The sequence below is a fragment of the Klebsiella electrica genome (assembly GCF_006711645.1).
GTDB classification, from domain to species: domain Bacteria; phylum Pseudomonadota; class Gammaproteobacteria; order Enterobacterales; family Enterobacteriaceae; genus Klebsiella; species Klebsiella electrica.
Genome location: NZ_CP041247.1, coordinates 1,014,054 through 1,026,305, shown reverse-complemented (window position 1 = coordinate 1,026,305; position 12,252 = coordinate 1,014,054). Strand labels below are relative to the sequence as shown.

At 59.3% G+C, this 12,252-nt stretch carries 12 protein-coding genes; 2 read left to right on the top strand and 10 right to left on the bottom strand.

Going from position 1 to position 12,252, the window contains the following annotated elements; translation table 11 throughout:
* Nucleotide 1: 1 nt before the first annotated feature.
* Nucleotides 2–1,015: a LacI family DNA-binding transcriptional regulator gene (locus tag Electrica_RS04920; RefSeq protein ID WP_141963720.1), complete on the bottom strand. Its 1,014-nt coding sequence runs from the start codon at nt 1,013–1,015 to the stop codon at nt 2–4.
* Nucleotides 1,016–1,281: 266 nt separating this feature from the next.
* Between Electrica_RS04920 and ascF the strand changes: the two genes are divergently transcribed.
* Together ascF and Electrica_RS04910 are read left to right on the top strand one after the other, a co-directional pair.
* Nucleotides 1,282–2,724, top strand: coding sequence for a PTS cellobiose/arbutin/salicin transporter subunit IIBC (gene ascF / locus Electrica_RS04915; RefSeq protein WP_100686467.1), 1,443 nt, complete (start codon nt 1,282–1,284; stop codon nt 2,722–2,724).
* 29 nt (nt 2,725–2,753) lie between these two features.
* Nucleotides 2,754–4,178 (top strand): 6-phospho-beta-glucosidase, encoded by a 1,425-nt coding sequence (locus Electrica_RS04910; RefSeq protein WP_141963718.1) that lies wholly within the window; start codon nt 2,754–2,756, stop codon nt 4,176–4,178.
* A 93-nt stretch (nt 4,179–4,271) separates the two neighbouring features.
* Here Electrica_RS04910 and hycI read toward each other — a convergent pair whose 3' ends face one another.
* The 9 genes from hycI to hycA form a co-directional block, all read right to left on the bottom strand.
* Nucleotides 4,272–4,757 carry a hydrogenase maturation peptidase HycI gene (gene hycI / locus Electrica_RS04905; protein WP_141963716.1) on the bottom strand — a complete coding sequence of 162 codons (486 nt, stop codon included), beginning with the start codon at nt 4,755–4,757 and terminating at the stop codon, nt 4,272–4,274.
* Nucleotides 4,750–5,160, bottom strand: a complete 411-nt coding sequence (locus Electrica_RS04900; protein ID WP_141963714.1) for a formate hydrogenlyase maturation HycH family protein — start codon at nt 5,158–5,160, stop codon at nt 4,750–4,752. Before Electrica_RS04900 ends, hycI begins: the two co-directional genes overlap by 8 nt.
* A complete protein-coding gene (locus Electrica_RS04895) occupies nt 5,157–5,924 on the bottom strand; it encodes an NADH-quinone oxidoreductase subunit B family protein (RefSeq protein ID WP_100686463.1) in 768 nt (255 codons plus the stop codon). The genes Electrica_RS04900 and Electrica_RS04895 overlap by 4 nt, the downstream gene beginning before the upstream one ends.
* Entirely contained in the window at nt 5,924–6,466 is a 543-nt protein-coding gene (locus Electrica_RS04890; RefSeq protein WP_141963712.1) for a formate hydrogenlyase complex iron-sulfur subunit, read from the bottom strand. The genes Electrica_RS04895 and Electrica_RS04890 overlap by 1 nt, the downstream gene beginning before the upstream one ends.
* A 9-nt stretch (nt 6,467–6,475) precedes the next feature.
* Complete coding sequence (gene hycE, locus Electrica_RS04885; protein WP_141963710.1) at nt 6,476–8,185, bottom strand: formate hydrogenlyase subunit HycE; 1,710 nt, start codon at nt 8,183–8,185, stop codon at nt 6,476–6,478.
* 16 nt (nt 8,186–8,201) lie between these two features.
* Nucleotides 8,202–9,125, bottom strand: a complete 924-nt coding sequence (locus tag Electrica_RS04880) for a respiratory chain complex I subunit 1 family protein (protein ID WP_141963708.1) — start codon at nt 9,123–9,125, stop codon at nt 8,202–8,204.
* A 2-nt stretch (nt 9,126–9,127) separates the two neighbouring features.
* A complete protein-coding gene (hycC, locus tag Electrica_RS04875) occupies nt 9,128–10,954 on the bottom strand; it encodes a formate hydrogenlyase subunit 3 (RefSeq protein WP_141963706.1) in 1,827 nt (608 codons plus the stop codon).
* Nucleotides 10,951–11,559 carry a 4Fe-4S dicluster domain-containing protein gene (locus tag Electrica_RS04870; protein ID WP_141963704.1) on the bottom strand — a complete coding sequence of 203 codons (609 nt, stop codon included), beginning with the start codon at nt 11,557–11,559 and terminating at the stop codon, nt 10,951–10,953. The genes hycC and Electrica_RS04870 overlap by 4 nt, the downstream gene beginning before the upstream one ends.
* A gap of 82 nt (nt 11,560–11,641) precedes the next feature.
* Complete coding sequence (hycA, locus tag Electrica_RS04865; RefSeq protein WP_100686458.1) at nt 11,642–12,091, bottom strand: formate hydrogenlyase regulator HycA; 450 nt, start codon at nt 12,089–12,091, stop codon at nt 11,642–11,644.
* Nucleotides 12,092–12,252: the final 161 nt, after the last annotated feature.

Below are 12,252 nucleotides of genomic sequence, written 5' to 3'. Positions count from 1 at the left end.
GTCAGGCGAACGGTCCCGGGGCTATCGAGTCACGTTCAAGCAACTCGCCAGGGAAGGTTTGCTGATATTTAAAATCGCCGCCGTCGAGCATAAAGATCAGTCGGTTAATGCTCTCCTTGATCATCTCCGTCACCGGTATTTTGACGCTGGAGAGCGCCGGAACCATATACGGTGCCAGCACGATATCATCGAAGCCGATGACCGAGACCTGCTGCGGGATCCGCACGCCCTGCTGATGTAGCTGCTTCATCGCGCCAATCGCCATGTCGTCATTGCTCGCCACCAGCGCACTGTAACGGACATCGCGCCGATGCAGCGTCTCTACGCCGGCAGCGCCGGTTTCCGGCGTCCACCGGCCCTCAACAATCAGCTCATTATTCAGCGAAATTCCGTGTTTCGTCAGCGCATCTTTATAGCCGGAAAGGCGTTCAATCCCGGTTGGCGAGTCCAGCGAGCCGGTGATAAACGCAATATCGCGATGACCGCGGGTAATCAGCTTTTCGACCGCCATAAACGCCGAGGCTTTTTGATCGGACCAGACGCAGTGGCTGGCATTGCGCCGCAGGCGGCGGTTGAGCACCATAATCGGCTGCGCCTGGTTTTCCACGATCTCGTCCATTTCATCAACGCTGAGAAAACGCGGATAGATGATAATGGCATCGCAGCGCAGGTCGAGCAGGTGCTGGATCGCCGCGCGCTCTTCTTCGGCGCTGTGCTTGCCGTCGGCCAGAATCAGCTGGCGTCCTTTGTCTTCCGTCATCCGCGCAACGTGAAACAACAACTCGCTAAAATAGACCCCGTGATAAAGGGTGTTGGTCACCACCAGCCCCAGCGTCTGACTCTTTCTGGTGGCCAGGTTACGCGCCAGCAGATTCGGCCGGTAGCCGCTTTCCGCCACGGCCTGGAATACGCGATCTTTCGTTTCCTGGCTGACATAGCCGTTGCCCGACAGTACCCGGGAAACGGTCGCCTTCGAGACGCCCGCGCGTTTCGCCACCTCCAGCATCGTTGCCATGTTGTTCTTCCTGTTGCAAAAGATGCCCGCAGTGTACTGCACGCCTCGCCGTTTTACAGCTTTGACTCGCGCGCAGCGCAGATTCTTTCCCGCCTCACATAGCGATCGAAATCACAAAACGGAAAAATGATTTTTTTAGATCTTGTTAGAACAAATGAAACTCATCATGATTTTGTGGAACCGGTTTCCTATGTATCTCAGATAGTGCACGCTCCTCAGGTGCGATAACTAGCCAGTACCCTATTGATTAAACAGGATAAAATCCGATGTCTAAAAATTACGCAGCCCTGGCGAAGCAAATTCTGACGGCAACAGGCGGGGCGGATAACATCGCGGCTGTCACCCACTGTATGACCCGTCTGCGGTTTGTGGTCAAAGATAACGCGCGGGTGGACAGCGCCGCGCTGAAAAGCCTGAAAGGCGTGCTTGGCGTGGTGCGCAGCGACAACCAGTGCCAGGTCATTATCGGCAATACGGTATCGCAGGCGTTTCGCGAAGTGGTCAACCTGCTGCCGGACGATATGCGCCCCGCGGAGCCTGAGGGTAAACCGCCGCTGACGTTAAAACGTATCGGCGCCGGGATCCTTGATGCGCTGATCGGCACCATGTCGCCGCTGATCCCCGCCATCATCGGCGGATCGATGGTCAAACTGCTGGCGATGATCCTTGAGATGAGCGGCGTTCTGCCTAAAGGTTCGCCCACGCTAACCATTTTGACCGTTATCGGCGACGGCGCGTTCTTCTTCCTGCCGCTGATGGTCGCCGCCTCCGCGGCGGTAAAATTCAAAACCAATATGTCGCTGGCGATCGCCATTGCCGGGGTGCTGGTCCATCCGAGTTTTATTGAGCTGATGGCGAAAGCGGCTCAGGGCGAGCACGTTGAGTTCGCCTTTATTCCGGTGACGGCGGTGAAATACACCTATACCGTTATTCCGGCACTGGTGATGACCTGGTGCCTGTCATATATCGAACGCTGGGTAGATAAAATTACCCCGGCGGTGACGAAGAACTTCCTTAAGCCGATGCTGATCGTGCTGATTGCCGCGCCGCTGGCGATCCTGCTGATAGGCCCGCTTGGGATCTGGATCGGCAGCGCCATCTCCGCGCTGGTGTACACCATTCATAGCTATCTGGGCTGGCTGTCGGTGGCGATTATGGGCGCCCTGTGGCCGCTGCTGGTGATGACCGGGATGCACCGCGTTTTCACCCCGACCATTATTCAGACCATTGCCGAAACCGGTAAAGAAGGGATGGTAATGCCGTCAGAAATCGGCGCCAACCTGTCGCTGGGCGGCTCATCGCTGGCGGTAGCCTGGAAAACCAAAAATCCGGAGTTGCGCCAGACTGCGCTGGCGGCCGCGGCCTCCGCCATTCTGGCCGGGATCTCCGAACCGGCGCTGTACGGTGTCGCGGTGCGCCTCAAACGTCCGCTAATCGCCAGCCTGATCAGCGGCTTTATCTGCGGCGCGGTGGCCGGTATCGCCGGGCTTGCCAGCCACTCGATGGCGGCACCGGGCCTGTTCACCAGCGTCCAGTTTTTCGATCCGGCTAACCCGATGACCATCGTCTGGGTCTTTGGGGTGATGGCGCTGGCGGTGGTGCTCTCCTTCGTGCTGACGCTGCTGCTCGGCTTTGAAGATATCCCGGTGGAAGAGGCCGCCGCCGATGCCAGAGCGCGCCAGACCACGACCCGGCCATCACACGTCTGAACACTATTTTTTTGCAAGCGAGGTAACGCATGTCGACTTTTCCACACGGCTTTTTATGGGGCGGCGCGCTGGCCGCAAATCAGTCTGAAGGAGGGTATCTCGAGGGCGGCAAAGGGCTGACCACCGTGGATACGCTGCCCCACGGCGCGAACCGCATGCCGGTAAAGCTCGGGCTGGAGAAGCGTTTTCAGCTACGTGACGATGAATTTTATCCAAGCCACGAGGCCATCGATTTTTATCATCGCTATAAAGAAGATATCGCTCTGATGGCGGAGATGGGCTTTCGCGTCTTCCGCACCTCAATTGCCTGGAGTCGTCTGTATCCGAATGGCGATGAGCTGGAGCCGAATCAAGCAGGGATCGCCTTTTATCGCTCGCTGTTTGCAGAGTGCAAAAAGTACGGGATTGAGCCGCTGGTGACCCTTTGCCACTTCGATGTGCCGATGCATCTGGTCATTGAATACGGTTCATGGCGCAATCGTAAAATGGTGGAGTTCTTTACCCGCTACGCCCGTACCTGCTTTGAAGCCTTCGACGGGCTGGTGAAGTACTGGCTCACCTTCAACGAAATCAACATTATGCTCCATAGCCCCTACTCCGGCGCCGGGCTGGTGTTTGAAGAGGGGGAGAACCAGGAGCAGGTCAAGTACCAGGCGGCTCACCACGAGCTGGTGGCCAGCGCGCTGGCCACCCAAATCGCCCACGAGGTCAACCCGCACAACCAGGTCGGCTGTATGCTGGCGGGCGGCAATTTTTATCCGTACTCTTGTAAGCCGGAAGATGTGTGGATGGCGCTGGAAAAGGACCGCGAAAACCTGTTCTTTATCGATGTGCAGGCGCGCGGTGCCTATCCGGTGTGGGCTGCGCGGGTATTCCGTGAAAAAGGGGTGGTGATAGCCAAAGAGCCGGGCGATGACGAGATTCTCAAGCATACCGTTGATTTTGTCTCTTTCAGCTATTACGCCTCGCGCTGCGCCTCAGCGGAGATGAACGCCAGTAACACCAACGCCGCCAATATCGTTAAGTCACTGAAGAATCCGCATATTCAGGCCAGCGAATGGGGTTGGGGCATTGACCCGCTTGGTCTGCGCATCACCATGAATATGATGTATGACCGTTATCAGAAGCCGCTGTTCCTGGTGGAGAATGGCCTCGGCGCCCGGGACGAGCTCGACGCCAACGGCGAGATTCATGATGACTACCGCATCAGCTATTTGCGCGAGCATATCAAAGCGATGCGCGACGCTATTGCCGACGGGATCCCGGTGATGGGCTATACCAGCTGGGGCTGCATCGATCTGGTCTCCGCCTCTACCGGCGAAATGAGCAAGCGCTATGGCTTTGTGTACGTTGATCGCGACGATGCCGGTCACGGTACGCTGGCGCGTAAGCGTAAAAAATCGTTCTGGTGGTATAAGAAGGTGATTGCCAGCAACGGGGCGGATCTGGAGTAGCCTGTATTGCCGGGTGGCGGCTTGCGCCTTACCCGGCCTACACACTGCGATTGCACCGGCCGCCCTCCGGGGTTTTCCCTGCCTGCGCTGCGCTTAGCCGGGGGATACCGCCTCTTCGGCCGCCTCAAGCTGCGCAAATCCGCCGCTGCCCTGCCAGCCGTTAAGCTTCTGATACACCCGTTCGACCGCGTCCTTAATCGGCTGGGTCATCGGGTAATAAAAGCCGACGATATCCGGCTGAATCCCGAGAAAAATCACCTCGCCAACATCCTCTTGCAGCTGGTCAATCAGATAATTGAGCGGCATATTGTGGGTGGTCATCATAAACATTTCGGCGATATCGTCCGGGTCGACGAGACGAATTTCACCGGGGTTGAGCCCCATATCGGTAGCATCGACGATCAGCAGGCGATCGGGACGTAGCTCGCGAATGGCGACGATGTCGTTTTCCGGGGCGCTGCCGCCGTCAATCACTACCCATTCACCGACCGGGTTGGTGGCGCACATCTCCGCCAGCAACGGGCCTGCGCCGTCGTCGCCCATCATGCTATTGCCAACACAGAGTAAAACGTCAGTCACGGAGTCTCCTCACCATCAGGTAGATGGCGCTTTCCTGGTGAATATCATGCAGCATGCTGAGCATGGTTTTACTCCACGCCTGCTGTTCGGGGGTCTGCCGGGCCTGCGCTTTATCAAAGGCGTGGGCGAGCATCGTCACATGGTTGCTGTCGATCACAATCTCGCCGTACTTCGGCACGCCTTCCATTTTGCGCCGCGCGGCGCTGCCAGCTTCCAGCGTAGCTATCCACGCCAGATACTGTTCCCACGGGCAGCTCAGCGCCGTCTCCAGACAATCAATGACGCCGAGGTGGTGGCCAATCGCCAGGCTGTAATAGACCACCTGCTGCGCCTGATCCGGCGTGGAGTCGTTCTCATCAATAAATTTACGGCTCAGCTGACTAAACACCACCGTCTCGCTCATCGGATACGCGCCCCCTCGACCACCAGGTTCAGATGGGTGACTATCTCGGTCAGACGCGGATCTTTTTCCGCCTCCAGCCAGCGCACCACCTGGCTATCCCCCTGCGCCAGCAGGCGCATATAGTCATCGGCAATCTGACGCCCGTAGCGGTAACCCGCCAGGCGACGCGCTTCGCGGTCGATACGCACGCGCAGCGGTTGCACCATGCCGGGGTGGAGAATCTCCGCCGCTTTGTCATCCTGCTCGCCCGGCAGACGGGCATGTATTTTCTGTTCCAGCAGGCCCAGCGCCATGGCGAAGCCGTACAGCGTCGCGGCCGGGGTCGGCGGACAGCCCGGAATATAGACGTCCACCGGGACAATTTTGTCGGTGCCGCCCCACACGCAGTAAAGGTCGTGGAAAATACCGCCGCTGTTGCCGCAGGCGCCGTAAGAGATGCAGATTTTCGGATCCGGCGCCGACTGCCAGGCGCGCAGCGCCGGTGAACGCATGGCGCGGGTGACCGCGCCGGTAAACAGCAGGATGTCGGCATGGCGCGGTGACGGCACCACTTTGATCCCGAAGCGTTCGGCATCAAACAGCGGCGACAGGGTGGCGAAAATCTCAATTTCGCAGCCGTTGCAGCCGCCGCAGTCCACGCGATAGACATAGGCGGAACGCTTAATTTTCTTCAGCAGCGATGCCTTCATGCTGGCGATAGACTCCTCCACCGTCATCGGCAACGGGATGCCGTTTTCATCGCGCGGGCCCAGTAAATTGCTCATCAGCTGGCCTCTCTCATATGGCGAGTCAGTTCAATACGGTCGGACGGCACCAGGCACTTCTGGCGTTTACACTCCGGGCAGGTCTCGAAGCTTTCGCGATGCAGTTCAGCGCGCGTATCGCCGTTGTGCCTGAGCAGCGCGATGGCGTAGTCGATCTCTTTTTGTACGGCGAACGGGCGTTCGCACACCCGGCAGTGGCAGATGGCAAAGCGCGACTGCTGGAGGAAATCCTCTTTCTTCCATACCGCCAGCTCATACTCCTGCGACAGCTTGATGGCCGCCGTCGGGCACACCTCTTCGCAGCGGGCGCAAAAAATGCAGCGCCCGAGGTCGAACTGCCACGCCAGCTCGCGCGTCACCAGGTCCGTCGCCACCGTCAGCGCGTTCGACGGGCAGGCGTTAACGCAGGCCGCGCAGCCGATACACTGCTGCGGCGTATGTTCCGGTTTGCCGCGAAAGTTTTTATCTACCGGCATCGGCTCCAGCGGATAAGCGTGCGTCGCGTTGCCGGTTTTGATCACTTTTTTGATAAAGGTAAACATGGCGATTCCTTATTTCAGCGGCGAGTTTTTACGCTCGATGCTGTAGCGCTCCAGCTCTTTGTACGGCACCACTTTGCTTTTTTTCTTCCGCACATCGACCACGGTCATGCGGTCGGTACAGGAGTAGCACGGGTCGAGACTACCGATAATCAGCGGCGCGTCGGAGACGGTGTTGCCGCGCAGCATATAGCGCAGGGTCGGCCAGTTGGCGTAGGTGGCCGCACGGCAGCGCCAGCGGTACAGTTTCTGGTTGTCGCCGGTCATGCTCCAGTGGATATCATCCCCGCGCGGCGCTTCCGAGAAGCCCAGCGCAAAACGGTGCGGGATATAGGTAAAGCCTTCCACCGCCAGCGGGCCGCCCGGCAGGTTATCGAGGCCGAAGTCGATCATATTCAGCGCAGTGTAGACTTCGTTGATACGTACCTTCAGACGCGAAATCACATCGCAACCCTGCTCGCTGTGCACTTCCATCGGCAGCAGGCCGTAACCGACAAACGGGTGATCGGCACGGGTGTCGCGGGCGTGGCCGCTGGCGCGTACCATCGGGCCGACGTTGCTGAAGTCGCGGGCGATTTGCGGGTCAAGACGACCGATGCCGACGGTACGCTGTTCCATATTCGGCGTACTGAGCAGCATATCCACCAGCTCCTGCACATCACGGCGCATCTGCTGCGCCAGCGCTCTTGTCTGGATCATGTCCTCTTTCAGCAGGTCGCGACGGATGCCGCCAATCAGGTTCATCCCGTAGGTTTTACGCGCCCCGGTGAGGATCTCCGCCATCTTCATTGACGTCTCACGCACGCGGAAGAACTGCATAAACCCGGAGTCAAAGCCGGTGAAATGGCAGGCGAGGCCGAGGTTCAGCAGGTGCGAGTGCAGGCGTTCCACCTCCAGCAGAATGGCGCGGATCATCTGCGCGCGTTCCGGTACCACGATGCCCATCGCATTCTCGACGGAAGTGGTATAGGCCGTACTGTGGGCAAAGCCGCATATCCCGCACACCCGGTCCGACAGGAAGGTCACTTCGTTGTAGCCCATGCGGGTTTCCGCCAGCTTTTCCATGCCGCGATGGACGTAGAACAGGCGGTAATCGGCATCGATGATATTCTCGCCGTCAACGAACAGGCGGAAGTGGCCGGGTTCATCGGAGGTGACGTGCAGCGGGCCAATCGGCACCACGTTGTTTTTCTTGCTGCCCAGCTCGTTGAGAAACTCGTAGGTCTCCGCATCGGTAGTCGGCGCCGGGCGCTGACGATAATCCATGCTGTCTTTACGCAGCGGATAGAGTTCATCCGGCCAGTCGTCCGGCAGTACCAGGCGACGCTCATCCGGCAGCCCTACCGGTATCAGACCGTACATATCGCGCACTTCGCGCTCGCCCCACACGGCGGCAGGCACGCGCGGCGTCACCGACGGATATTCCGGTTTGTCGGCATCCACTTCGACGCGCACGGTTATCCAGCAGCGGGTGCCCTGCTCCATCGACAGCACGTAATACACGGCATAATGGCCGTTAAGCTTCCGTTCGTCGTTACCGAACAGCACCGACAGCCAGCCGCCCTGCTGGTAGTAGAGGAACTCCACGACTTCCGGGAGATAGTTGACCTTCACCGTCACGGTGAGCTGATCTTTGGTCTGCCAGGCCTCGTCGAGCACCACGCCCGGGAAGGCCTGATGCAGCGCGGCGAGATAGTGTTGACCGATTTTTTCTTCAGACATGCTCAAACTCTCTTAATCACGCCGCCAGCAAGGAGACGAAAGCTAAAAACGCAAAGCCAAAACCGGCCCAGGTGACGCGGGAAGTGGCACAAAAACGCAGACGCGCCATGCTGTTTTCAAACAGGGCGATAACCAGCACGCCCGCCACCAGCTTGACGATGGCGACGACCAGCGCCAGCAGCAGGCCAGCGACACTAAAGTGAGTCATCTGCCCCCACGGGATAAACACGCCGACAAACATCTGCAGCACCACCAGTTGCTTGAGGCTGATGCCCCACTTCAGGACCGCAAAACCGCTGCCGCTGTATTCGGTCAGCGGCCCCTCCTGCAGCTCCTGCTCCGCTTCCGCCAGGTCGAACGGCAGCTTGCCCATTTCGATAAAGGTGGCAAATGCGCAGGCGCACAGCGCCAGCACCAGCGGTACCGAGTGGGCAGCGGGCCAGTGATAAAGGGTGTCGGTGATGCTGCTGATATGGGTGGAACCGGCGACCTGCGCCGTCACCCACAGGCCAAGCAGCAAAATGGGCTCCACCAGTACGCCAAGTATCGCTTCGCGGCTCGCCCCGAGCGCGGTAAACGGACTGCCGGTGTCCAGACCGGCGATAGCAAAGAAGAAACGGGCGATAGCAAACAGGTAAATCAGCGTGATCAGGTCGCCCAGCCCTGGCAGCGGCGAATCGACGGTGACGACCGGCAGCGCGCTGGCAATGGTCAGCATGACGCCTACCATCACATACGGCGTCAGGCGGAATACCCAGCCGGAGGCATCAGGACCGACGCTCTGACGACCCAGCAGTTTGAGGATGTCGCGATACTCCTGTAGCACCCCCGGTCCGCGGCGGTTGTGCAGGCGGGCGCGCGCCACGCGGGTGAGCCCGGACAACAGCGGCGCGGCGGCGAACAGCGCCAGCGCCTGCAATAGTGCAATTAAAACGCTCATTCTCAGGCTCCTCGCGAAATGACAATAACCACCAGCGCCGCCAGCTCAACCAGCGCGACGCCGCGGAACAGCGCAGGCGCCGAGGCGCACTGCCAGCCGGGGATCAGACGCACCGGATTCAGCCAGTGACGCAATTTCAGCAGCGGCGCAAAGGCCTCTTTAACCGGCATGGCGAAACCATGAGCGGTGATGACCATCGATTTTTCATGGTCGTAGCCGCAGACCCATGCCGCACCGCGAGAGCGGGCCGGCAGACGGTCGCCTTTAAAGAAGATCATCAGCAGGAACGGCAGCAGCGGACAGGCCAGCAGCAGAATGGCGATCAGCGGCTGCGACACCACGCTTGCGATCTGCGCCTGCACCGGTAAAACCCTGATGACCAGGGTCAACAGCCACGGTGCGGCGACCCCGCCCGCCACGCAGCACAGCGCGGCGAGTACGACGCTTGCCGTCATCAGCCGCGGCGCGCAGGTGGCGCTCTCCGCCTCCGGAGTCCGCGGTGCGCCAAGGAAGGTGACGCCGTAGACTTTCGCCATACACATCACTGCCAGCGCGCCGGTTATCGCCAGGCCAACGGCCAGCAGCGGCCCAAGCAGGCGGCCGATGAAGGCGTCGCTGGTGCTCAGTTTGAAGAAGGACTGGTAGATAACCCACTCGCCGGCAAAACCGTTCAGCGGCGGCAGCGCGGCCATCGCCATCAGGCCGACCAGCATCGCCAGCGAAATCAGCGGCATTCTTTTCCCTATCCCGCCCAGTTTTTCGATATCGCGATGGCCGGTACGGAACCACACGGCGCCGGCGCCGAGGAACAGCGTCGTTTTGAACAAACTGTGATTGATCAGGTGATACATCCCGCCGATAAAGCCCAGCGCCATCAGGCTATTGCTGTTGAGCGCCAGGCCGGTGACGAAGGCGCCAAGCCCCAGCAGAATAATGCCGATATTTTCCAGAGTGTGATAAGCCAGCAGGCGCTGAATATTGTGTTCCATCAGGGCATACAGTCCGCCGATAAATGCGGTGACCATCCCCACGACCAGTAGCAAGATGCCCCACCACAGCGGCGGCGCGCTCCCGGCAAGCGAGACCGTCAGCATGCCAAACAGCCCCACTTTCATCACCACCGTGGAGAACAGCGCGCACGCCGGCGCGCTGGCCCCGGCGTGCGCCTGCGGCGCCCAACCGTGCAGCGGGATAACGCCCGCCAGCAGCGCAAAACCGACCAGCGCCGGTAGCCACAGCAGCATATTTTGCGGGCCGTGGGCGGCGAGCAGGCCAATCTGCGCCAGGTCAAGGGTGCCGTACAACGACCACACCAGCCAGCAGCTCCACGCCATCAGCAGCGTTCCCAGGCGTCCCAACGCAAACCACAGCTTTGCCGATTGCGCGCAGCCGGTCAGAAATGCCCCGCACAGGGCCATTATCTCCGCCATCACCACCAGCGTGCCGAGGTTGGTCACCACCAGCGCGCAGGTTGCCGAAGCCAGCAGCAGGTTCACCAGCAGGCCGTTGGCTTTTACCTGCGGATGGCGGTGCCAGGCAATATTAAACAGGGCGATGGGCAGGGCACTGAGGCCAATGGCGAGCAGCCATAGCGCATTGATACCGTTGACCCTAACCGGCAAAGAGAGCATCGGCAGCATGCCGTCGTTCAGCCGTTCCGGGGTTATCAGCGTCGCGATAGCGGCGACGATCAGCATGGCGCTGGCCACCGCGCCGCCGATCCCGGCAATCGCCCCGCTTAACGGTTTTCTCCGGGTAAAGATAAATGCCAGCACGCCGCTGGCGGCATACCACAGCACCGCCTGGTTCACTAAAGAAATCACGCTCATTTCACGCCCTCCGGTTGCGACTGAAACAGCGACATATCGCCGAGGTCGGTATTAAAGGTCAGCTCACGCTTGCGCTTGCTGGACTGGGCGATATCGCGGATATCCACCAGCAGCAGCGCTTTCGTCGGACAGGTACGCACGCAGGCCGGTCCCTGCTCATCGAAATGGCACAAATCGCATTTCACGGCGATAGCGCGCACACCGGGCACCCAGTCGAGCAACGAACTGACGCGAGCTGGCGCCGGGGGCGCAGCGGGCGCCATCGGGGTATTGGCGTTGGCCGGAATATCGAGCGCACGGCTGCCGGAAAATTCAATCGCCCCGAACGGGCAGGCAATGGCGCACAGCTTGCAGCTTACGCACAGGCTTTCATTCAGCTGAACCGCGCCATCGACGCGATTGATAGCATTAACCGGACACACCGCGGCGCAGGGGGCATCTTCGCAGTGGTGGCACATTTGCGGCGCCGATTCTTTTTCATTACGCATGACCTGCAGTCGCGGCATGGCCTGCAGGCCGTGCTGGCGATGCGTTTCTGAGCAGGCGGCTTCGCAGGTGCGGCAGCCGATACAGACGGTGGAGTCAGCAATTACAAAACGGTTCACCGGGCAATCCTCGGGTGAAAGTCATTTTTGACGAAATCAGGGAGTTCAGCTGTCATTTTCGACACCTGTCGACACCTTACGATTAATGGGCCAGCGCCAGATGGCTTAAATCCACCGGCTGGTCGTGTTCCATGGCGTCATACAGACGGTCATAGACGCTGGCAATAATGGCCAGATAATGTTCCAGCACCTGTTCGCGCGAACGGTTGCTGAACCGGCCGTCAACGGTGCCGTCGGAAGCCAGCGTTGCCTGAGCAATCAAGCGTTTATCTTCACCATTGCGCGTTTCGACGTAGTACTCGATGGTGTGGTTGTTGAACCCTTCCGCCAGCGCGACATACACCTGAAAATGTTCAAACAGGACGAAGCACAGCTCTTTATCCGGCGCACAGCTCATCGCATGATGCAAACGCGCTTTTGACAGGGTGATGCCCTGAACCAGCGAATTGCAGTACTGACGCCACTGATCCTGATAGCGACGGTGACGGTCGGCGATGTAGTCCGCCTTTTCACTTATTTCCCAAATAGTCATCTCGGTGTCCCCGGTTGCATGAGATGCACCGTACAAGCATTTTCCATGCCAAACTTTAATTAATTGATATTTAATGATTTTAATAAAAGGCCCGCGCCGTACTGACATGACGATGACATCCGTCAGCTGTCGTCATCGACAGTTCATCCGACAGTAGAGAT

Bases quoted from the DNA above. Each gene is read 5' to 3' on its own strand.
- Electrica_RS04880 (WP_141963708.1), bottom strand. From the start codon at position 9,125: ATGAGCGTTTTAATTGCACTATTGCAGGCGCTGGCGCTGTTCGCCGCC.
- Electrica_RS04890 (WP_141963712.1), bottom strand. From the start codon at position 6,466: ATGTTTACCTTTATCAAAAAAGTGATCAAAACCGGCAACGCGACGCAC.
- ascF (WP_100686467.1), top strand. From the start codon at position 1,282: ATGTCTAAAAATTACGCAGCCCTGGCGAAGCAAATTCTGACGGCAACA.
- hycE (WP_141963710.1), bottom strand. From the start codon at position 8,185: ATGTCTGAAGAAAAAATCGGTCAACACTATCTCGCCGCGCTGCATCAG.
- Electrica_RS04900 (WP_141963714.1), bottom strand. From the start codon at position 5,160: ATGAGCGAGACGGTGGTGTTTAGTCAGCTGAGCCGTAAATTTATTGAT.
- Electrica_RS04910 (WP_141963718.1), top strand. From the start codon at position 2,754: ATGTCGACTTTTCCACACGGCTTTTTATGGGGCGGCGCGCTGGCCGCA.
- hycA (WP_100686458.1), bottom strand. From the start codon at position 12,091: ATGACTATTTGGGAAATAAGTGAAAAGGCGGACTACATCGCCGACCGT.
- Electrica_RS04895 (WP_100686463.1), bottom strand. From the start codon at position 5,924: ATGAGCAATTTACTGGGCCCGCGCGATGAAAACGGCATCCCGTTGCCG.
- hycC (WP_141963706.1), bottom strand. From the start codon at position 10,954: ATGAGCGTGATTTCTTTAGTGAACCAGGCGGTGCTGTGGTATGCCGCC.
- Electrica_RS04920 (WP_141963720.1), bottom strand. From the start codon at position 1,015: ATGGCAACGATGCTGGAGGTGGCGAAACGCGCGGGCGTCTCGAAGGCG.